Below are 19,635 nucleotides of genomic sequence, written 5' to 3'. Positions count from 1 at the left end.
CAGATCACCTTACCGCAGGAGGCAACATGATTGACCTGTATTACGCGCCTACTCCCAATGGTCACAAGATCACCTTGTTTTTGGAAGAGGTCGGCTTACCCTACCGTATCCATCGCGTAAACATCAGCGCCGGCGAGCAGTTCAAACCGGACTTTCTGAGCATTTCTCCCAACAACAAAATCCCGGCGATCGTCGATCAGCAACCGGTGGACGGCGGCGAGCCGATCAGCCTGTTCGAATCCGGTGAAATCCTGCTGTATCTGGCGGAGAAGACCGGCAAACTGCTGAGCAAGGGCCTGCGCGAACGTGCCGCCACCCTGCAGTGGCTGTTCTGGCAGGTGGCCGGGTTCGGGCCGATGCTCGGGCAGAATCACCACTTCAACCACTACGCGCCGCAGCCGGTGCCCTACGCCATCGAGCGTTATCATCTGGAGACCAAGCGGCTGTATGGCGTGCTGGAAGCCGAACTGCAAAAGCACCCGTACCTGGGCGGCGACAACTACAGCATCGCCGATATCGCCACCTACCCGTGGGTGGTGTCGCATCCGCGCCAGCGCATCGATCTGGCGGATTACCCGGCGGTGCGCAACTGGTTCGAACGCATCAGCAACCGCCCGGCGACCGAGCGCGCCTACAAACTGGCCGAACAGGGCTAAGTGCCTCCCCGACTCCCCGCCACCGGGGAGTCACATCGTCGCTGCGTTATCATTTCCCTACTTTCCGTGTATTCTGAACGCCAATAATCAGACCTATGGAGAATCTCTGATGTCTTTCAGTCAACCCGACGCCGTTATCCGCATTAAAAATCTGCGGCTGCGCACGTTCATCGGTATCAAGGAAGAGGAAATCAACAACCGACAGGACATCCTGATCAACGTGGTGATCCACTACCCGGCGGACAAGGCGCGCAACAGCGAAGACATCGCCGATGCGCTCAACTACCGCACCATCACCAAAGCGATCATCCGCCATGTGGAAGATAACCGTTTCGCGTTGCTGGAAAAATTAACGCAGGATGTGCTCGATATCGTAAAAGAACACGCCTGGGTGACCTATGCTGAAGTGGAGATAGATAAACTTCTGGCTCTGCGCTACGCCGATTCTGTCTCCATGACCATGAGCTATCGCAGGGACTAACTCAGGGAGGTCGACCATGCGGATCCTGATCACCGGCGCAACGGGTTTGATCGGCAGCAGCCTGACGGCCAGGCTGCTGGCGCTTTCTCACCATATTACGGTACTAACGCGAGACGAACGGCGGGCTCGGGCCCGGCTCGGCGACCAGCCGAGCTATTGGCGCACGCTGGACGACCGGCAGTCGCTGGATGACTTCGATGCGGTGATCAATCTGGCCGGCGAACCTATCGCCGACAAGCGCTGGAGCGCACAGCAGAAGCAGCGGTTGTGTCATAGCCGCTGGGATCTGACCGAACGCTTGGCGCAGCTGATCAAGGCCGGCAGCACGCCGCCCGGCGTGCTGATTTCCGGTTCCGCCGTCGGCTACTACGGCGATCAGGGGCAGGCGGTGGTCACCGAAGAGGAGCCGCCGCACGACGAATTCACCCACCAGCTGTGCCAACGCTGGGAAGCGCTGGCGCTGCAGGCGCAGAGCGACGCCACCCGCGTCTGCCTGCTGCGCACCGGCGTGGTGCTGGCGCCGCAGGGCGGCGCGCTGGCCAAAATGCTGCCGCCGTTCCGCTTCGGGCTGGGCGGCCCGATCGGCGACGGCCGCCAATACCTGCCGTGGATCCATCTCGACGACATGGTCAACGGCATTATTTATCTGCTGGATCACGCCACGCTCACCGGTCCGTTCAACATGGTCGCTCCCTACCCGGTGCATAACGAGCAGTTCGCCGCCCAATTGGCCAACGTGCTCGATCGCCCGGCGTTTCTGCGGGTGCCGGCGTTCGTCATGCGTTTGTTGATGGGGGAAGCGGCGGTGCTGGTGCTCGGCGGCCAGCGGGCGGTGCCGAAGCGGCTGGAGGAGGCCGGCTTCCACTTCCGCTATCTGGAGCTGGAGCAGGCGCTGGATGACGTGATTAATCAGCGGGCCGAAGCCCGCTGATCTGAAGTTACTTCAACGCGCCGGACAGGAACTGCTGCAGGCGCGGGCTTTTGGGGTTGCCGAACAGCTCGGCCGGCGGCCCCTGTTCTTCAATCAACCCTTTATGCAGGAAGATCACGTGGTTGGAAACGTGGCGCGCAAACTCCATTTCGTGCGTCACCACCACCATGGTTTTCCCCTCCTCCGCCAGCTTCTGCATGATGCGCAGCACCTCGCCCACCAGCTCGGGATCCAGCGCCGACGTCGGTTCGTCGAACAGCAGCACTTCCGGCTCCATCGCCAACGCGCGGGCGATAGAGACGCGCTGCTGCTGGCCGCCCGACAGGTGCACCGGGTATTTGCCGCGCGCCCGCTCATCGATGCCCACCTTATCCAGATAGCGCACCGCGCGCTCGTGCGCGTCGGCCTTGCTCAGCCCCAGCACCTGCACCGGCGCCTCCATCACGTTCTCCAGCACCGTCATGTGGCTCCACAGGTTGAAATGCTGGAACACCATGGTCAGGCGAGTGCGCAGCAGCTGCAGCTGCTTCTTGTCGAACACCTTCAGCTGGCCGTCCTTGTCGCGCACCATGCGGATGTCTTCGTTGTTCAGGCTGATCGAGCCTTCGCTCGGCTTCTCGAGGAAGTTGATGCAGCGCAGAAAGGTGCTTTTGCCGGAGCCGGAGGAGCCGATGATGCTGATCACATCCCCGGCGTTGGCCGCCAGCGAGACGCCCTTCAGCACTTCGTGGTCGCCATAGCGTTTGTGCAGTTCCGTGACGGCTAATTTATTCTCAGACATGGTTTTTCTTCCCGTCATTTATCAGTGACTAACGTGTGCCATCCAGCGTTTTTCAGCCTTGCGGAACAGGCTGATTAACACGTAGGAGATGATCAGGTACAGCACCGCCGCGATGCCGAAAGCGTAAAACGGCTGATAGGTCGCGGCGTTGATGTCGCGCGCAATCTTCAGCAGATCCGGCACGGTGGCGGTAAACGCCAGCGCGGTGGAGTGCAGCATCAGGATCACTTCGTTGCTGTAGGCCGGCAGCGCGGTGCGCAGCGCCGAAGGCAAAATGATGCAGCGATACATCTTGAAGCGCGAGAAACCGTAGGCGTTGGCGGCCTCGATTTCACCGTGCGGCACCGAGCGGATGGCCCCGGCGAAGATCTCGGTGGTATAGGCGCAGGTGTTGAGCGTCAGCGCCAGGATGGTGCAGTTGAGCCCGCTGCGGAAAAACGCATTGAGAAACTCGCTGCCGCGCACGATCTCGAGGCTGTACATGCCGGAGTAGAACACCAGCAGCTGCACGTACAGCGGCGTGCCGCGAAACACGTAGGTATAGAGCCACACCGGGAAACGCACCCAGCGGATGGAAGAGACGCGCGCCACCGCCATCGGGATCGCCAGCAGCCCGCCCATCACCACCGAAGCGATCAGCAGCCACAGCGTTACCGCCACGCCGGTGAAACGGTAGCCGTCGCTCCACAGCAGCGACTGCCAATACTGTTGCAAAATCTCGATCATAGCTCGGCCCTCTTGACGCCCAGTGAGTAACGCCGTTCAAGCCACAGCAGCACGCCGTTGGAAACGGTCGTGAAGATCAGGTACACCACGCCGGCCACGATGGCGAAGAAGAACGGCTGATAGGTGCCTTTCCCCGCCAGCTGCGTGGCTTTCACCACGTCGTTCAGGCCGAGGATCGACACCAGCGCCGTCGCCTTCAGGATCACCTGCCAGTTGTTGCCGATGCCCGGCAAGGCGAAACGCATCATCGCCGGGAACAGAATGCGCCGGAAGATCTGTGCGCCGCTGAAGCCGTAGGCCGTCGCCGCTTCGATCTGCCCTTTCGGCACCGCCAGATAGGCGCCGCGGAAGGTCTCGGTAAAATAAGCGCCGTAGATAAAGCCGAGGGTAATGATGCCGGCGCCGAGCGGATCGATATCGATCTGCGAGAAGCCCAGCAGCGTAGTGATATTGTTCAGCGCGATTTGCAGACCGTAAAAGATCAGCAGCATCAGCACCAGATCGGGCACGCCGCGGATCAGCGTGGTGTAAGCGCCGAACAGGCCGGAAATAAGGGGGTTGTGGGAGAGTTTGCCGCCGGCGCCGATCAACCCGATCACCACCGCCAACAATACGGAACTGAGGGCCAACTCCAGCGTCACCAGAGCCCCCTCGAAAATCAGTTGGGAATAGCCTTGCAGCATCTACTTCACCCTGTGGTCTAGGATCCGAACCATCGGGGCCGGCGCACCGGCCCCGCAGTCACAGCATGGAACGGTTAGCGGATTACCCGCCGTAGACGTCAAAGTCGAAGTACTTTTTCGCGTATTTATCGTAGGTGCCATCTTTGCGCATTTCGGCGAAGGCTTTGTCCAGCGCCGCTTTCAGCTCGGTATCGGCTTTGCGCAGCCCCATGCCGGTGCCGACGCCGAAGAATTTGTCATCCTTCACCGATTCGCCGGCGAACGCGTAGTCTTTGCCCGGCGGCTGTTTCAGGAAGCCGTCGCTGCCCGCCACTTCATCCTGGAAGGCGGCGTCGATGCGCCCGGACGCCAGATCGGCGTAGACCAGATCCTGGTTCTGGTAAGGCACCACGGTGACGCCCTTCGGCTGCCACATGGCGTTGGCGTAGGCTTCCTGGGTGGTGCCCTGCAGCACGCCCACGCTCTTGCCTTTCAGGGCGTCCACGGTAGGCAACAGCTTGGAGCCCTTCGGCGCGATCAGACGCGCGTTGGCGGCATACAGCTTGTCGGTAAAGGCGATTTCCTGCTGGCGTTTTTCAGTGATGGACAGCGAAGAGATGATGGCGTCGATTTTCTTCGCCTTGAGGGATGGGATCAGCGCGTCAAAGTCGCTCTCCACGAAGGTGCATTGGGTATTTATGCGTTTGCACAGCTCTTTGGCCAAATCGATATCGAAGCCGACCAGCTCGCCTTTGGCGTTTTTGGATTCAAACGGCGCATAAGTCGGATCGGTGCCGATCTTCAATGTCGATGGGATAGCGGCGAATGCGCTGTTTGCGGCCGCCAAAGCCAAGACTAAAGGAAGAACCTTAACCAGCTTTTTCATAAATTACCCTCAAATTGATTTTTTTGATGCCACTACGGGCATTACTTTTCCCCACCAAATCAATTTGCAGTAATCGTGCCACATTAGGTGCTACGGGCGGAGGGAACGGCTCCGGCCTTCACAATACTGTTTCCTGGGACGATAACCGCAAAATTAAATCGGCCGCTCGGGGCCGCGCCACTGGCAGCCGCGACAAGGCGGCGCCATGAAACAGTGAACGTGATGAAGTAGGATCATTATGGTGCATGCGTCGCCCTAATTCAGTGCGGTGTTGCACAAATGTACCAATTTGGGGATGAAAATGTTAACTAACGCCCTGCCAACGGGTGAACAGATCGGCAGGCAGTTCGATATCAAACTGATCGATCACCCGATTGACGGTCTGATCGATGATGTCTTCCACGCTTTTCGGCTGGTGATAAAACGCCGGCACCGGCGGCATGATCACCGCCCCCATCTCCGCCGCCTGGGTCATCAACCGCAGGTGACCCAAATGCAGCGGCGTTTCCCGCACGCACAGCACCAAACGGCGGCGCTCTTTGAGCACCACGTCGGCGGCGCGGGTCAGCAGCCCGTCGCTGTAGCTGTTGACGATGCCGGACAGCGTTTTGACTGAGCAAGGTAAAATCGCCATGCCCAGGGTTTTGAAGGAGCCGGAGGAAATGCCGGCGGCGATGTCGCGCGCATCGTGCACCACGTCGGCCAGCGCCTGCACTTCCCGCAGGCTGTACGGCGTTTCCAGCGCCAGCGTCTGTCTTGCCGCGTTGCTCATCACCAGATGGGTTTCCACCTCTGCGACGTCGCGCAAAACCTGTAACAGGCGCACGCCGTAGATGGCGCCGCTGGCGCCGGAAATGCCGATGATGAGTCGTTTCATGGAAAATGGCCTCTGCCGTAAAAAGTAAGATCAGGCAGACTTTGCCGCAATGGCGAGGGATAAGCAAGTCAGAGGAGCAAGGCGCACCGCCGCAGACGCGGCGATGCACCCTGATGGATCAACGCAGGCGGTTAGCCTTCGTTATGCAGTTCCAGATTTTCCGCTTCGGTTTGCACCCGCAGCGCCTTGGCGTCGTCGCTGCGCAGCGACTCCAGGTATTCCAGATAGCTTTGATCGACGTCTTTGGTCACGTAGATGCCGTTGAACACCGAGCATTCGAACTGGGTGATGTCCGGGTTCTCTTCGCGCACCGCTTCGATCAGATCGTCCAGATCCTGGAAGATCAGCCCGTCGGCGCCGATAATCTGGCGGATTTCATCCACTTCGCGCCCGTGGGCGATCAGTTCGTTGGCGCTCGGCATGTCGATGCCGTAAACGTTCGGGAAACGCACTTCCGGCGCGGCGGAAGCCAGGTACACCCGCTTGGCGCCCGCTTCGCGCGCCATCTCGACGATCTGTTCCGAGGTCGTGCCGCGCACGATGGAGTCATCCACCAGCAGCACGTTCTTGTCGCGGAACTCGGCGCGATTGGCGTTCAGCTTGCGGCGCACCGACTGACGACGCGCCTGCTGGCCCGGCATGATGAAGGTGCGGCCGACGTAGCGGTTCTTCACAAAGCCCTGGCGGTAGGGCTTCTCGAGAATGCGCGCGATCTCCAGCGCGATGTCGCAGGAGGTTTCCGGAATCGGGATCACCACGTCGATATCCAGATCTTCCCACTCACGGGCAATCTTCTCGCCCAGCTTCTGGCCCATGCGCACGCGGGCGCTGTAGACCGAGATCTTGTCCATAAAGGAGTCCGGGCGCGCGAAATAAACGTATTCGAACAGGCACGGGTTGGTTTTCGGGTTCTCTGCGCACTGGCGGGTGAACAGCTGGCCCTTGGTGGTGATATACACCGCTTCGCCCGGCGCCACGTCGCGCAGGAACTCAAAGCCCAGGGTATCCAGCGCCACGCTTTCGGAAGCCACCATGTACTCGCTGCGGCCATCCTCCAGCGTGCGCTTGCCGATCACCAGTGGGCGAATGCCGTTCGGATCGCGGAACGCCAGCAGACCGTGGCCGATGATCATCGCCACGCAGGCGTAAGCGCCGCGCAGTTGCTGATGCATGGCGGCGACCGCGGTAAAGATGTTGTCGGCCTCCAGCGGGTAGTGCGGGAAACGGTCCAGCTCGCTGGCCAGCACGTTCAGCAGGATTTCCGAGTCGGAGGTGGTGTTGACATGGCGGCGGCCGCTTTCGAACAGCTTTTGGCGCAGCTCATGGGCGTTGGTCAAGTTGCCATTGTGGGCCAGCGTAATGCCGAACGGCGAGTTGACGTAGAAAGGCTGGGCCTCAGAGGCGCTCGAGCTGCCGGCCGTCGGGTAACGCACATGGCCAATGCCCATGTTGCCCTGCAAGCGTTGCATATGGCGCGCCTCAAACACATCCTTCACCAGGCCGTTGGCTTTACGCAAACGGAACCCGTTGTGGGCGTCAATGGTGACGATGCCTGCGGCATCCTGGCCACGGTGCTGAAGCACCGTCAGCGCATCATAAATCGACTGGTTTACCGGCATGAAACCGGCGATACCGACAATACCGCACATGTTGTCTTTTCCTCATCAGCGCTACCGCCCCGGCAATTGGGTCGGCAAGAAACTCGACGTGCTCTGCAGGTAGTCAAAGAACCACCTGATGACGTAACTGAACTGGGGAATGAGCTGCGACTGTTTCCAGTCGGCACTCTGCGAAAAGCCGGTAAAGGTATCCAGGAAGAACAGGATCGCCGCGACGATCAATACTCCGCGCAGCGCGCCGAAGCAGATGCCCAGCACCCGATCGGTGCCCGACAACCCGGTTTTCTCTACCAGTGAGCTAATCACATAGTTAACAATAGCCCCTACGATCAAGGTCGCGATGAACAAAATCGCGATCGCGATGCCGTTTCGCACCAGTTCATCTTCAAAACGAGTGAAATAGACCGCAAGGTAAGAGTAGAAATGGCTGGCAACAAAAAACGCACATCCCCATGTCACAAGTGACAATGCTTCGCGAACAAACCCTCGGATCAGGCTCACCAGAGCCGAAAATCCAATTACCGCTATAATGACGTAATCAATCCAGACCATGAACTATTCCAATGATGAATCGCCCCTGCATCCAATTCGCGGCGAATTCTAACAGAAAAAGAAAACGTTTGCGTAGGGGATTTCCTACCACGTTACAAATAAAAAGCGGCGATCAAAAAATTCTCAATCGCCGCGCCTACATAGGTGATTTCGCCTGTAAAAGGCGCGGTTTTTCTCGCTTTCTCTCCACCACTCCTTCATTCAGGGGCGCATCGTGCTGCGCCCCTGCGGGGTTTAACGGCCGTACGGCTTCACCTGCCCGCTCAGCCCGCTGATCGAGTTCAGCGACGGCAGCGCCGCCTGCAGCTTCTGCCTGGAGGCGTCCGGGCCGACGTAGATGCGGGTTATCTGCCCCTGCACCGGCGTTGACGGCACGGTGAAGGCGCGGTAGCCCGAGAGGCGCAGCGAGGCGACAATCTCGTTCGCCTTGACGGCGTTCTTCAGCGCCCCGAGCTGCACGACATAGGCTTGCCCTGCCGGCGCTTTTTCTTCCGCCGGTTTCGGCTGCGGCGCTGGCTCAGGTTTCGGCGTCGGCTCCGGCTTCGGCACCGGCTTCACTTCCACCGGCTTCGGTTGCGGTGCCGGTTTCGGTTTCACTTCCACCGGTTTGGTTTCCACCGGTTTCGGCTTGGGCTGCGGCACCGGCTGAGGACGCGTCTCGACCGGCGGCGGCGCCACCTGCGTCGGCTGCTGAGCGCTCTGCCGCACCGCCTGTTGCGCCGCCGCTTCATTGGCCGCCTGCTGCTCGACCAGCGCGCCCGCCCCTTCCGGCGGCTGCGCCGGCAGCGGTTGCGTCACCGGCGGCAGCACGTCGTTCTCTTCGACATCGCCCGGTTTCGGCACCAACGGAATGGCCGCAAATTCATCCTCGTAATGCTTCTTTTTGCCGTCCAGCAGCCCTGGCAGGATGATCACCCCCAGCGCCACCAGAATCACGGTTCCGACCAGTCGGTTCTGAAATTTACTCGCCACTCACACTCCCCGCATCTCGTCTAACGCCGCCATCACCTGCGCCACGGTGTGGAACGATCCACAGACGATCACAATATCCTGTTTATCAGCATCCTGCATAGCCTGCCGCCAGGCAGTTTCGACATCATTAAAGCGGCGCGGTTCCTTCAGATGTTGCGCCAGCTGTTCGACGCTGGCGCCGCGCGGCCCTTCGAGCGGCGCGCAGTACCATTCATCCACCTGCTCGCTCAGGCAGGCCAGCGTGCCGGCGATATCCTTGTCCGACAGCATGCCCACCACCGCGCGCACCTTGCCGCCTTCGCGCGGCAGTTTGGCCAGACGCCCGGCCAGATAGCCGGCGGCGTGCGGGTTGTGCGCCACGTCGAGGATCAGCGTCGGCTCCCGCCGCACGATCTGGAAACGCCCCGGCAGCGTCGCCTGCTGCAGCCCGGTGAAGATCGCGCGTTCGTCGATTTCCAGCGGGGAGCAGTTCAGCGCCGCCAGCGCGGTAGCGGCGTTGGCCAGCGGCACATTCGGCGTCGGCAGATCGGTCAGCAGCGTGTCGCCGCCCTGCCACTGCCAGCGATCGCCCTGCTCGCTGAAGCTCCAGGCTTCGCCGCGGCGATACAGCGGCGCGCCCAGCGTTTCGGCAACCTGACGAATGCTGTCCGGCATGTCGGGTTCGCCCACCACCGCCGGCTTGCCGCTGCGGAAAATGCCGGCCTTCTCGCGACCGATGCTTTCGCGATCGTTGCCCAGCCAGTCGGTGTGATCGAGCGCGATGCTGGTAATCACCGCCACGCTCGGATCGACGATGTTGGTGGCGTCGAGACGCCCGCCCAGGCCCACTTCCAGGATCACCACGTCGAGCCGCGCCTGTTTGAACAGCTGCAGCGCCGACAGGGTGCCGAATTCGAAATAGGTCAGCGACGTTTCGCCGCGGCCGGCCTCAATGGCGGCGAACGAGCGGCTGTGCTCCGCTTCGCTCAGCTCTTCCCCCTGAATGCGCACGCGTTCGGTATAGCGCACCAGATGCGGCGAACTGTAGACGCCGACGCGCAGGCCGGCGGCCAGCAGAATGGCTTCGAGGGTGCGACAGGTGGTGCCTTTGCCGTTGGTGCCGGCAACGGTGAACACCGTGGGGGCGGGGGTCAGTAAATCCAGATGCGCCGCGACGCGCTGTACGCGCTCAAGGCCGAGTTCGATCGCCTGGCTGTGCAGACGTTCCAGATAATAAAGCCACGAGCTCAATGGCGACGTGGCTTGGGGAATTTGGTGGTTTTGCATGAGTCCCATCACTGAACTTGGGTTCATTAATCCATCAGGGCACCACCCTCACCGCGGTAAAGGCGATGCGCTTCGTGACTGCCGCCAGCCTGCAAACCGCAGCGAGATAGGCCACGGCCGGCAGGGAACGGGCATCAGCCGTCACTTAGCCACAAAGTGGCGGCTGAACCCGGGCGGGATCTGTCTTTGCCTCAGGCGTCGGCCTGCGGCTCCGGCTCAATGACCGGCGCGGCCTCATCGAAATGCGGCTGCGGCTGGTTGGTCAGCTTGGACAGAATGCTCGCCAACGTTTGGCGCATTTCCGGACGGCGAACGATCATGTCGATCGCGCCTTTTTCGATCAGGAACTCGCTGCGCTGGAAGCCCGGTGGCAGTTTCTCGCGCACGGTCTGCTCGATGACGCGCGGGCCGGCAAAGCCGATCAGCGCTTTCGGCTCGGCGATGTTGATGTCGCCCAGCATCGCCAGGCTGGCGGAAACGCCGCCCATGGTCGGGTCGGTCAGCACGGAGATGTACGGCAAGCCGCGCTCCTGCATCTTGGCCAACGCCGCGCTGGTCTTCGCCATCTGCATCAGCGACATCAGCGCTTCCTGCATGCGCGCGCCGCCGCTGGCGGAGAAGCACACCAGCGGACAGTTGTCCTCCAGCGCCTGCTCAACCGCACGCACGAAACGCGCGCCGACCACGGAAGACATCGAGCCGCCGATGAAGGCGAACTCGAAGGACGCAGCGACGATCGGCATGCCGTACAGCGTGCCCTTCATCACCACCAGCGCGTCTTTCTCGCCGGTCGCTTTCTGTGCGGCAACCAGACGATCTTTATAGCGCTTGGAATCCTTGAATTTCAGAACGTCCTTCGGCTCCAGATCGCTGCCCAGCTCCACTTCGCTGCCTTCGTCCAGCAGGGTATGCAGACGCGCGCGCGCGCCCATACGCATGTGGTGGTCGCACTTCGGACACACTTCCAGATTACGCTCCAGCTCGGCGCGGTAGAGGACCTGGCCGCAGCTGTCGCATTTGGTCCAGACCCCTTCAGGAATGCTCGCCTTACGGGTTTGTGTGATATTGCTCTTGTTAAGAATTCGTTCAATCCAGCTCATCGATGACCTTTCTGTTTGAACCTGGCACACGCCAGTCCGCTGTTCATGCTTTAACAATCCCCCTGAAAACACCCCAATGAAAAAATGCCCGTTCGCGGCGCGGCAAGCGCGGCGACTGAGGCATCGGCTTCAGGGTTGTTCGCAGGAACAGACCATAATGTCGCTCATTAAACCATATCGGCCCGACGCTGTGGACAAAAAACTGGTCGAACCGACAGGTTAAGCGATGTTTTTACTGTTTTTGCTGGCGGGCGGCCGCGCGCTTGTGGCGCCAAATTTCAATCACGCCCGGCAGAATCGAAACGATAATGATCCCGACGATCAACAGTTTCAGGTTCTCCTGCACCACCGGCAGATCGCCGAACAGGTAGCCAGCATAAGTGAAGAGCAGCACCCAAACCAGTGCGCCAATCACGTTGTAGGCGGCGAAGTGGCGATAGGACATATGCCCCATACCGGCGACGAACGGCGCAAAAGTACGCACGATCGGCACAAATCGCGCCAGAATAATCGTTTTTCCACCGTGCTTCTCATAGAACTGGTGCGTCTTGTCCAGGTAGCTGCGGCGGAAAATTTTCGAATTCGGGTTACTGAACAACTTCTCGCCGAACAACCGCCCGATAGTGTAGTTCACCGCATCGCCGAGGATCGCCGCCACCACCATCAACGCCACCATGGTGTGCACGTTCAGATCGTTGGTCGGCAACGCCGCCAGCGCGCCGGCGACAAACAGCAAAGAATCCCCCGGCAGGAACGGCGTCACCACCAGACCGGTTTCGCAAAACAGGATCAGGAACAGAATAGCGTAGACCCACATGCCGTATTGTGCGACCAGTTCGGCCAGGTGCACATCAATATGCAGAATGAAATCAATAATAAACTTGATGATGTCCATAAATTCTCTCATTGATACCGGGTGTTTCAATCACCCGGCAGAAGCACAAGGGAGCGACGCGTTCAGGCGTGCCGGCGTTTAATCGTCGGGCAAAAACAACGGCCCCATCGGCGGCCGCGGTAGACCAAAGTGGTCGGGATAATCCACGGCAACCAGATACAGCCCCTCGGCTCGCGCCGTCGCCGCCGCCAGATTGCGATCCTTCAGCGCCAGCAGCTCGGCCATCCAGTTCTCATCCTGATTGCCGCAGCCGATCTCCATCAGGCTGCCGACGATGTTGCGAACCATGTGATGCACAAAGGCATTCGCCTTGATATCTACCACAATATATTCGCCGTAGCGCGTAACCTTAACGTGTTTTACGCAGCGCCACGGGGTGCGCGACTGGCACTGCACCGCGCGAAACGAAGTGAAGTCGTTTTCGCCCAGCAGCGCCTGCGCCGCCCGATGCATGCGATCGGCGTCCAGCGGGTGATAAAAATGCGTCACTCCCTGTTGCAGCACCGCCGGCCGGTAGCGATGGTTGAAAATAATATAGCGGTAGCGGCGCGCGGTGGCGCTGAAGCGCGCGTGAAAATCGTCGGCGACGGGGCTCACCCAGCGCACCGCGATGTCCGGCGGCAGATGGGTGTTCACCCCCATCGTCCAGGCGGCGTCCTTGCGGCGCGCGGTGGTTTCGAAATGCACCACCTGCCCGGTGGCGTGCACTCCGGCGTCGGTGCGCCCGGCGCACAGCACGCTAATCGGCGCATCCGCCACCTTGCTCAACGCCTGCTCCAGGCGTTGCTGCACGCTGGCCACTTCTTGCTGCCGCTGCCAGCCGTAGTACCGGCTGCCGTCATATTCGATGCCCAGCGCAATTTTCAGCGTCGGCTGAGCGGGCGAGACCACCTCAGACATCAGTACATCTGCTCCTGCACCAGACGCTCGGCGGTTTCGACAGCCATCAACGCGCCGCCGAAGCGCACGTTGTCCGCCACCGTCCAGAACTGCAGCAGCTCGGGGATGCCGTAATCGTTACGCAGACAACCGATGCTGAGCGCATCGCTGCCGGAGGCGTCGGTGACCTGAGTCGGGTAATCGTCCTCTTCGCTCAGCTGAATGTCCTCGACCTCTTCCAGCTCGCTGCGCGCCTCTTCGGCGGACAGCGGGCGCAGCGCTTCCAGGTGCACCACCTGCGCGTGGCCGTAAAACACCGGCGACTGAACGCAGCTCACCGAAATCGGCAGCCCTTCATCCTGCAGCACCTTGCGCACCTGATCGACGATCAGGCGTTCTTCGCGCACGCTGCCCTGTTCGTCGGCAATCAGCGGCAACAGGTTGAACGCCAGCTGCTTGCCGAAAACGCCTTCCTCCGCCGGGATGCCGTTCAGCAGGCGTGCGCTCTGGCCGGCCAAGTCGTCCACCGCCGCCTTGCCGCGCGACGATACCGACATCAGCGTGGTGACGTGCAGACGCGACAGCCCCGCCTGTTCGGTCAGCGGCTTGATCGCCGTCAGCAGCTGGCTGACCATGCTATCGGCCACCGCTACGATATTGCGGTTGCGGTAATCCGCCAGCACCTGCGGGTTAACGCCCGGCACCACCAGCGGCACATCCGGCTCCATGGCGAACAGGCCGCTGGTGTCGATCACCAGGCAGCCCATGTTGCCGGCTTCTTCGGCATAGCGCGCGGAAGCTTCGCTGCCGGCGACGAAGAAGGCCAGCTGCGCCTGCGACCAGTCGAACTCTTCGGCGTTTTGCACCAAAAGAGACTTGCCGTTGAAGCGCACATTGGCGCCCGCGCTGCGTTCGCTTGCCAGAGGATAGAGCTCACCCACCGGGAACTGGCGATCCTGCAACAATTCCAGCAACGCTTCACCTACCGCGCCAGTGGCGCCGAGCAGCGCGATATTCCAGCCGTCAGACATCGGGTTTTCTCCAGAGTATTTCATTCATAAAAGCAGACGGGCAGTGCAGCCACCGCCCGATAATCTTTGCCGCTCACTGTAGCGGCGTTGGCTTAAGACAACCTTACGCGCTATGCCACGCTGAAGCCCAGCTTGCCGAGCAGCTCGGCGCTGGCGCTGTCATCGCATTGCACGGCCAGCGAAGACCACTCGCGGCGCTCCTGGTAGTGCTTGCGCAGGCGATCGAATTCGCCCGGTTGCCCGGCGACTTTGCGCAGCGGCGCATCATCGCGACGCACATCATACACCAAGTGCATCAATCGTTTTAACCGCGCTTCATCCAGCGGCCCATTGAGGCGGATCTGGCTGAACTCCGGCACCGGCAGCAGCGAGGCCAACGCCACCTGCTGCGGCTGCCCCAAATGGCGGCTGAACGCCTCGAACACCTGGGTGGTGCCGCGCGCCTTGCCTTCCAGCGTATACCCGGCGATGTGCGCAGTGCCGATATCCACCCGCGCCAGCAGCGGCAAGGAGAGATCCGGCTCCGGTTCCCACACGTCCAGCACCGTGCTCAGCTTTTTGCCTTTTTCCAGCGCCTGCAGCAGCGCGGCGTTATCCACCACCGGCCCGCGGCAGGCGTTGATCAGAATGCGGTTGTCCGGCAGCGCCGCCAACAGATCGGCGTCCGCCAGATGCAGCGAATGGTATCGGCCGGATTTATTCAGCGGCGTATGGAAGGTCAGCACGTCGGCCTCGGCCACCAGCTTCTCCAACGGCCAGAATTCCCCGGCATCGCCGCGATCGGCACGCGGCGGATCGCACAGCAGCGTGCGCACGCCCAGCGCCTTTAGGCGCGCGTCCAGGCGCGAACCGACGTTGCCCACGCCGACGATGCCGACGGTTTTATCCCGCAGCTGGAAGCCGTCGCGCTCGGCCAGCAGCATCAAGGCTGAGAACACATACTCGACCACCGCGATGGCGTTGCAGCCCGGCGCGGCGGAAAAGCCGATGCCCTGCCGTTGCAGCCAGGCGTCATCGACGTGATCGGTGCCGGCGGTGGCGGTGCCGACAAAGCCAATGCGGCTGCCGGCCAGCAAGGCTTCATTGACCTTGGTGACCGAACGCACCATCAGCGCATCGGCATCCGCCAGCGCCTCGCGCGGGATCGGGCGGCCCGGCACCGCCTGCACGTCGCCCAGGCGGCTGAACAGCTCGGCCGCGTACGGCATATTTTCATCAACCAGAATTTTCACTGCGTTCTCCGACGGTTTACGGCTATTTGTCTGCGAAATAGTGTGCCACTGAATCATGCACGGCGAAAGCGCTCAGGGGTGGTGCCGGCGATCTGCTGGAACATGACGATAAAGGCCGACGCGGAGCTGTAGCCGACGTCCAGCGCCACGTCCTGCACCGTCTTGCCCTGCTCGAGCAGCGACACGGCGTGCAGGAAACGCAGACGCTGGCGCCATTCGCTGAACGACATGCCCAGATCCTGCTGGCAGCGGCGCGACAGCGTACGCTCGGTGGTGTAGACCCGAGCCGCCCACGCCGCCAGCGAGGTGTTGTCCGCCGGGCAATGTTCCAACGCTTCCAGCACCGGCGCCAAAAACTTGTCGTCCGACGACGGCAGATAGGTTTGCTGGCGCGGCGACAGACGCAGCTGGTCGATCAGCACCTGACACAGGCGCAAATCCTCCTCCGCCTGCGGAATGTACTGTTTGCGCGCATAGAAATCCTCGGCGATGGCACGGAAGATTGGCGTCACGCTCACCAGGCAGGGATCGGCGGGCATGCCGGCGCACAGTGCCGGCGTGATGTCCACCATGCGGCACTGCGCCAGCCGTTGGTTGTAACAGGAGTGTTCGATGCCCGCCGGCGCCCACAGCACGAACTCCGGCGGCGCCAGAAAGCGCTGCCCGCCGATGCGCAGCACCATCACCCCGGCTTTAACCCACATCAACTGGCCCCAGGTGTGGCTGTGCGGCTGGAATTCGGTGCGCGCATTGAACTCCTCGCAGCGGAACTGCACCGGATTGGGTGCCGGGATCAGCGACTCGGGGAAATGGCGGATTTCTGGCATGGTTTCGTCCCGTGATTTGTCTTGTTTACGCCAATTTTTGTCTGGATATCGCTATATATGATAAACCGGACACGCGTAGACTAGCCAGCATGTTGGACGTTATTGAGAATAATTATCATGAATATGCTCTTCCCGCTGTTGGCCGTGCTGATTTGGTCGATTAACGCCGTCGTCAGCAAACTCTCCGCCACCGCCATCGATCCGGCGGCCATTTCGCTCTACCGTTGGCTGCTGGCGCTGATTGCCCTGACGCCGTTCGTGCTGCCGGGCGTGCTGCGCAACTGGGCGCAGGTGCGCGCCAACTGGTGGAAGCTGATGATCCTCGGCCTGCTGGGCATGGTGCTGTATCAAAGCCTGGCCTATTACGCGGCGCACAGCGTCAGCGCGCTGTTTATGGGCATCATCGTGTCGCTGATCCCGCTGCTGACCATCCTGATCAGCATCGTGCTGCTGCGCATTGCGCCGACCGTCGGCGTACTGCTCGGCAGCATACTCTCCTTCGGTGGTTTGATCTGGCTGGTCAGCGGCGGCCAGCCCGGCGTGCTGCTGCAGCACGGTATCGGCAAGGGGGAATTGATGATGCTGCTCGCCACCGCCTCTTACGCGCTGTATGGCGTGTTGACCAAACGCTGGGCCATCGCGCTGCCGAACTGGCAATCGCTGTACGTGCAGATCCTGTTCGGCGTGCTGTTGCTGCTGCCTAATTTCCTGATGGCGCAGGATGTCGGCTTGAACGGCCATAACCTGCCGCTGGTGCTGTTCGCCGGCATTCCGGCTTCGATCATCGCCCCGTTCCTGTGGATCCAGGGCGTGATGCGCCTGGGCGCCAACACCGCCTCGATCTTCATGAACCTGGCGCCGGTGTTTACCGCCGCTATCGCCGTGCTGTTCCTGCATGAGCAGCTGCACGGTTACCACCTGATCGGCGGCGGCATCACCCTGCTGGGCGTTATCCTGTCGCAGCGGCTGCGCACGCCGCTAACGCGTAAAGCCAAAGCCCCGGCGGCCAACGTCGAGTCCTGCAAAGAACAGGCTTAAGGCAGCAGCCTGAAGCGCACCCGCACCAACAGGCCGCCCAGCGCGGCGGAGCTCAGCAGCTCCGGGCGGGTGCCGTGATAGGCGGTGATGTCCTTCACCAGCGCCAGCCCCAGGCCGGCGCCCGGCTGATCGCCCACGTTGTCCAGCCGGTGAAACGGCTGCAGCGCCAGCGCCTTATCCTGCAAGGCGATGCCGGGGCCGCTGTCTTCAATCTCCAGCACGCCTTCCCCCGCCGCCTTATCCTGAGTGAGGCGGGCGGTCACTATCCCCTGACGCGGCGTGTATTTCAGCGCATTGTCCAGCAGATTGGCGCACAGTTCGGCCAACAGCAGCGGCTCCCCCGCCACCTGACACGCCGCCTCGCCTTCGAAACCCAGATCGATCTGTTTGCTGCGCGCCTGCGGCAAGCGGGAAAAGCAGGCGTCGCGCAGCACCTGCGCCAGATTGACCGGCTGCAGCTGGCGCTCGGCCTGGTGCTCGCTGGCCTTCAGGCGTGAGAGGTGCAGCAGGCGATCGGTCAGCGCCACGGTATTATCCAGCGTCGCGCTCATCGCCTGCAGGCTTTCACGCCACTGCTGCGGCCGATCGCTGGCCAGCGCCACCCCGACCTGAGTCTTCAACACCGCCAGCGGCGTGCGCAGCTGGTGGGAGGCGTCGGCGCTGAAACGTTCCTGACGCGCCACCATCAGCCGCAGCCGTTCGATGTAACGATTGAACGCCACCAGCAGCGGCTGCATCTCCGACCACGGCAACACCCGCGGCAAGGGCGTCAGCTCGCCCGGATCGCGCCGCAGCATGATGCCGGAGAGTTTACGCATCGGTTTCAACACCCGCTTGAGCAGCGCGAACGCCAGGATCAGGGTCAACACCACCACCGTGCCCTGGCTCAACAGCGCCGCGATCATCATCTGCCGCGCCAGGTAACGGCGCGACTCCAGGGTTTCCGCCACCAAAATGGTCGCCATGCCGCTCACCCCCGACTCGTTGACCGGTTGAAACAGCGCCGCCACGCGGATCGGCCGGCCGAGGTATTCCGCATCGTAAAAATGCACCAGCGCCGGGTAGAGCGTGGAGCGCGGGATATGGGGCGGCAGCGACGGCAAATCGTCATAGCCCGAAATGCTTTTCCCCTGCGGCGAAATCACCTCGTAATACAGCTGATCGTTCATGTTGCGCTCGAAGCTGTCGAGCACCACATAGGGCACATCGACCGCCAGCTTGCCTTCGCGCACCACCAGCCGCTCCGCCACGGTGCGCGCCGACGCCAGCAGCGTGCGATCGTAAGCCAGGGTGGCGGCGCTCATGGCGCTGAAATAGTGGGTGTAGATAGAGATGCCGCCCAACGCCAGCAACGGCAGACCAAAAAACAGCAGCAGTTGATAGAACAGCGAACGCGGCGCGTTAAACCACCGCATTGCACAGCTCCAGGCTGTAGCCCAGGCCGCGCAGCGTGACGATCGCCACGTCGCTGCCCTGCAGCTTTTTCCGCAGGCGGTGTACGTAAAGCTCGATGCTCTCCGGGTTGGCTTCGTCGGACAGCGTGAACACCTGTTCGAACAGCTGTTGCTTGGCCACCGGACGGCCGCGCCGGTGCATCAGCGCGGTCAGCACCGCCAGTTCGCGCGGCGTCAGCGCCAGCGGCTTGCCCTCCAGCAGAAAATAGCCTTCGTCGTGATAGGTCAACGCGCCGTATTGCAACGCCGGCTGCGGGGCGCCGACGCTGCGGCGCAGCAGCGCCCGGATGCGTGCTTCCAGCTCGTCCAGTTCGAACGGCTTGGTGAGGTAATCGTCCGCCCCCAGATTCAGGCCTTTCACCCGGTCGGCCACGTCGGTGCGTGCCGTCAGCAGCAGCACCGGCAGATCCTGCCCGCGCTTGCGCAGGCGCGCCAGCAAATCCAGGCCGTTCATACGCGGCAGCGCCACATCCAGCACCGCGAGCGCATAGCGTTCGTTGAGCAGCAGGTGATCCGCCGCCACGCCGTCCGGGGCGACGTCAACGGCAAAGCCGGCGCCGGTCAGCGCCTTTTGCAACCAGTGAGACAGCTCGGGGTGATCTTCAACCAATAACAGTCGCATGTTCCCATTCCATTGATTTACCTGAACAACCTGGCGCCGACACGGCACCTGTTAACAGGCCGATAACAGAGAATGGCATGGAAAATAAGGGGATAAAAGAGCGCCGCGCCGCCAGTTTTGGGAGCTGGCACACAATTATGCGTATGGG

The 19,635-nt window shown here is 61.6% G+C and carries 21 protein-coding genes; 4 read left to right on the top strand and 17 right to left on the bottom strand.

Features of this window, described 5'->3' with window-relative positions:
- Window positions 1–26 precede the first annotated feature (26 nt).
- The 3 genes from yfcG (at window position 27) to ACSBQQ_RS00850 (ending at window position 2,068) form a co-directional block, all read left to right on the top strand.
- Window positions 27–656: a GSH-dependent disulfide bond oxidoreductase gene (gene yfcG, locus ACSBQQ_RS00860; protein ID WP_033635339.1), complete on the top strand. Its 630-nt coding sequence runs from the start codon at window positions 27–29 to the stop codon at window positions 654–656.
- Window positions 657–765: 109 nt separating this feature from the next.
- Window positions 766–1,137, top strand: a complete 372-nt coding sequence (gene folX, locus ACSBQQ_RS00855; RefSeq protein WP_033635340.1) for a dihydroneopterin triphosphate 2'-epimerase — start codon at window positions 766–768, stop codon at window positions 1,135–1,137.
- Window positions 1,138–1,153: 16 nt separating this feature from the next.
- Window positions 1,154–2,068, top strand: coding sequence for a TIGR01777 family oxidoreductase (locus ACSBQQ_RS00850; RefSeq protein ID WP_033648057.1), 915 nt, complete (start codon window positions 1,154–1,156; stop codon window positions 2,066–2,068).
- Window positions 2,069–2,075: 7 nt separating this feature from the next.
- Here ACSBQQ_RS00850 and hisP read toward each other — a convergent pair whose 3' ends face one another.
- From hisP to ACSBQQ_RS00775, 15 genes are all read right to left on the bottom strand, one after another.
- Entirely contained in the window at window positions 2,076–2,849 is a 774-nt protein-coding gene (gene hisP / locus ACSBQQ_RS00845) for a histidine ABC transporter ATP-binding protein HisP (RefSeq protein WP_004936098.1), read from the bottom strand.
- 21 nt (window positions 2,850–2,870) lie between these two features.
- Complete coding sequence (locus ACSBQQ_RS00840) at window positions 2,871–3,575, bottom strand: ABC transporter permease (protein WP_033635343.1); 705 nt, start codon at window positions 3,573–3,575, stop codon at window positions 2,871–2,873.
- Window positions 3,572–4,258, bottom strand: coding sequence for a histidine ABC transporter permease HisQ (locus ACSBQQ_RS00835; protein WP_033635345.1), 687 nt, complete (start codon window positions 4,256–4,258; stop codon window positions 3,572–3,574). The genes ACSBQQ_RS00840 and ACSBQQ_RS00835 overlap by 4 nt, the downstream gene beginning before the upstream one ends.
- 82 nt (window positions 4,259–4,340) lie before the next feature.
- Entirely contained in the window at window positions 4,341–5,123 is a 783-nt protein-coding gene (gene hisJ / locus ACSBQQ_RS00830; RefSeq protein ID WP_033635346.1) for a histidine ABC transporter substrate-binding protein HisJ, read from the bottom strand.
- A gap of 304 nt (window positions 5,124–5,427) precedes the next feature.
- Entirely contained in the window at window positions 5,428–6,000 is a 573-nt protein-coding gene (locus tag ACSBQQ_RS00825) for a UbiX family flavin prenyltransferase (RefSeq protein WP_033635347.1), read from the bottom strand.
- Window positions 6,001–6,131: 131 nt separating this feature from the next.
- A complete protein-coding gene (gene purF, locus ACSBQQ_RS00820) occupies window positions 6,132–7,649 on the bottom strand; it encodes an amidophosphoribosyltransferase (protein ID WP_019453742.1) in 1,518 nt (505 codons plus the stop codon).
- A 21-nt stretch (window positions 7,650–7,670) separates the two neighbouring features.
- Entirely contained in the window at window positions 7,671–8,171 is a 501-nt protein-coding gene (gene cvpA, locus ACSBQQ_RS00815) for a colicin V production protein (protein ID WP_004936119.1), read from the bottom strand.
- Between the two features lie 234 nt (window positions 8,172–8,405).
- Window positions 8,406–9,143, bottom strand: coding sequence for a cell division protein DedD (dedD, locus tag ACSBQQ_RS00810; protein ID WP_060427706.1), 738 nt, complete (start codon window positions 9,141–9,143; stop codon window positions 8,406–8,408).
- Entirely contained in the window at window positions 9,144–10,409 is a 1,266-nt protein-coding gene (folC, locus tag ACSBQQ_RS00805) for a bifunctional tetrahydrofolate synthase/dihydrofolate synthase (RefSeq protein ID WP_033648059.1), read from the bottom strand. It lies immediately after the preceding gene.
- A 191-nt stretch (window positions 10,410–10,600) separates the two neighbouring features.
- Entirely contained in the window at window positions 10,601–11,509 is a 909-nt protein-coding gene (gene accD / locus ACSBQQ_RS00800; RefSeq protein WP_025303691.1) for an acetyl-CoA carboxylase, carboxyltransferase subunit beta, read from the bottom strand.
- A 232-nt stretch (window positions 11,510–11,741) separates the two neighbouring features.
- A complete protein-coding gene (locus tag ACSBQQ_RS00795) occupies window positions 11,742–12,404 on the bottom strand; it encodes a DedA family protein (protein WP_019453745.1) in 663 nt (220 codons plus the stop codon).
- Window positions 12,405–12,482: 78 nt separating this feature from the next.
- The gene (gene truA / locus ACSBQQ_RS00790; protein WP_033635351.1) at window positions 12,483–13,304 is read right to left on the bottom strand and encodes a tRNA pseudouridine(38-40) synthase TruA; all 822 of its coding nucleotides are present in this window, start codon (window positions 13,302–13,304) and stop codon (window positions 12,483–12,485) included.
- Entirely contained in the window at window positions 13,304–14,314 is a 1,011-nt protein-coding gene (locus ACSBQQ_RS00785) for an aspartate-semialdehyde dehydrogenase (protein WP_033648060.1), read from the bottom strand. Before ACSBQQ_RS00785 ends, truA begins: the two co-directional genes overlap by 1 nt.
- Before the next feature lie 110 nt (window positions 14,315–14,424).
- Entirely contained in the window at window positions 14,425–15,546 is a 1,122-nt protein-coding gene (gene pdxB / locus ACSBQQ_RS00780; protein ID WP_060427704.1) for a 4-phosphoerythronate dehydrogenase PdxB, read from the bottom strand.
- Between the two features lie 53 nt (window positions 15,547–15,599).
- The gene (locus ACSBQQ_RS00775) at window positions 15,600–16,373 is read right to left on the bottom strand and encodes an AraC family transcriptional regulator (RefSeq protein WP_033635354.1); all 774 of its coding nucleotides are present in this window, start codon (window positions 16,371–16,373) and stop codon (window positions 15,600–15,602) included.
- A 117-nt stretch (window positions 16,374–16,490) separates the two neighbouring features.
- Here ACSBQQ_RS00775 and ACSBQQ_RS00770 point away from each other — a divergent pair, with 117 nt between their 5' ends.
- On the top strand, window positions 16,491–17,411 hold the full coding sequence (locus ACSBQQ_RS00770) for a DMT family transporter (RefSeq protein WP_033648062.1): 921 nt from the start codon (window positions 16,491–16,493) through the stop codon (window positions 17,409–17,411).
- On the opposite strand, the gene ACSBQQ_RS00765 is transcribed toward ACSBQQ_RS00770, so the two are convergent.
- Entirely contained in the window at window positions 17,408–18,826 is a 1,419-nt protein-coding gene (locus ACSBQQ_RS00765; RefSeq protein ID WP_033648063.1) for a sensor histidine kinase, read from the bottom strand. The genes ACSBQQ_RS00770 and ACSBQQ_RS00765 overlap by 4 nt on opposite strands.
- The gene (gene tctD, locus ACSBQQ_RS00760; RefSeq protein ID WP_033648064.1) at window positions 18,813–19,487 is read right to left on the bottom strand and encodes a transcriptional regulator TctD; all 675 of its coding nucleotides are present in this window, start codon (window positions 19,485–19,487) and stop codon (window positions 18,813–18,815) included. Before tctD ends, ACSBQQ_RS00765 begins: the two co-directional genes overlap by 14 nt.
- Between the last annotated feature and the right edge of the window lie 148 nt (window positions 19,488–19,635).

The sequence above is a fragment of the Serratia sp. G204Y genome (genome assembly GCF_051172435.1).
GTDB classification, from domain to species: domain Bacteria; phylum Pseudomonadota; class Gammaproteobacteria; order Enterobacterales; family Enterobacteriaceae; genus Serratia; species Serratia sarumanii.
Note: the sequence above shows the minus strand (reverse complement) of the source record. Positions and strands in the feature narration are given on the sequence as shown.

Excerpts from the sequence above, each read along its gene's own strand:
- cvpA (WP_004936119.1), bottom strand. The coding sequence starts at position 8,171 with ATGGTCTGGATTGATTACGTCATTATAGCGGTAATTGGATTTTCGGCT.
- yfcG (WP_033635339.1), top strand. The coding sequence starts at position 27 with ATGATTGACCTGTATTACGCGCCTACTCCCAATGGTCACAAGATCACC.
- purF (WP_019453742.1), bottom strand. The coding sequence starts at position 7,649 with ATGTGCGGTATTGTCGGTATCGCCGGTTTCATGCCGGTAAACCAGTCG.
- ACSBQQ_RS00825 (WP_033635347.1), bottom strand. The coding sequence starts at position 6,000 with ATGAAACGACTCATCATCGGCATTTCCGGCGCCAGCGGCGCCATCTAC.
- folX (WP_033635340.1), top strand. The coding sequence starts at position 766 with ATGTCTTTCAGTCAACCCGACGCCGTTATCCGCATTAAAAATCTGCGG.
- hisJ (WP_033635346.1), bottom strand. The coding sequence starts at position 5,123 with ATGAAAAAGCTGGTTAAGGTTCTTCCTTTAGTCTTGGCTTTGGCGGCC.
- ACSBQQ_RS00840 (WP_033635343.1), bottom strand. The coding sequence starts at position 3,575 with ATGATCGAGATTTTGCAACAGTATTGGCAGTCGCTGCTGTGGAGCGAC.
- tctD (WP_033648064.1), bottom strand. The coding sequence starts at position 19,487 with ATGCGACTGTTATTGGTTGAAGATCACCCCGAGCTGTCTCACTGGTTG.
- truA (WP_033635351.1), bottom strand. The coding sequence starts at position 13,304 with ATGTCTGAGGTGGTCTCGCCCGCTCAGCCGACGCTGAAAATTGCGCTG.
- ACSBQQ_RS00775 (WP_033635354.1), bottom strand. The coding sequence starts at position 16,373 with ATGCCAGAAATCCGCCATTTCCCCGAGTCGCTGATCCCGGCACCCAAT.
- hisP (WP_004936098.1), bottom strand. The coding sequence starts at position 2,849 with ATGTCTGAGAATAAATTAGCCGTCACGGAACTGCACAAACGCTATGGC.
- ACSBQQ_RS00795 (WP_019453745.1), bottom strand. The coding sequence starts at position 12,404 with ATGGACATCATCAAGTTTATTATTGATTTCATTCTGCATATTGATGTG.
- folC (WP_033648059.1), bottom strand. The coding sequence starts at position 10,409 with ATGCAAAACCACCAAATTCCCCAAGCCACGTCGCCATTGAGCTCGTGG.
- accD (WP_025303691.1), bottom strand. The coding sequence starts at position 11,509 with ATGAGCTGGATTGAACGAATTCTTAACAAGAGCAATATCACACAAACC.
- ACSBQQ_RS00765 (WP_033648063.1), bottom strand. The coding sequence starts at position 18,826 with ATGCGGTGGTTTAACGCGCCGCGTTCGCTGTTCTATCAACTGCTGCTG.
- ACSBQQ_RS00770 (WP_033648062.1), top strand. The coding sequence starts at position 16,491 with ATGAATATGCTCTTCCCGCTGTTGGCCGTGCTGATTTGGTCGATTAAC.
- ACSBQQ_RS00785 (WP_033648060.1), bottom strand. The coding sequence starts at position 14,314 with ATGTCTGACGGCTGGAATATCGCGCTGCTCGGCGCCACTGGCGCGGTA.
- ACSBQQ_RS00835 (WP_033635345.1), bottom strand. The coding sequence starts at position 4,258 with ATGCTGCAAGGCTATTCCCAACTGATTTTCGAGGGGGCTCTGGTGACG.
- ACSBQQ_RS00850 (WP_033648057.1), top strand. The coding sequence starts at position 1,154 with ATGCGGATCCTGATCACCGGCGCAACGGGTTTGATCGGCAGCAGCCTG.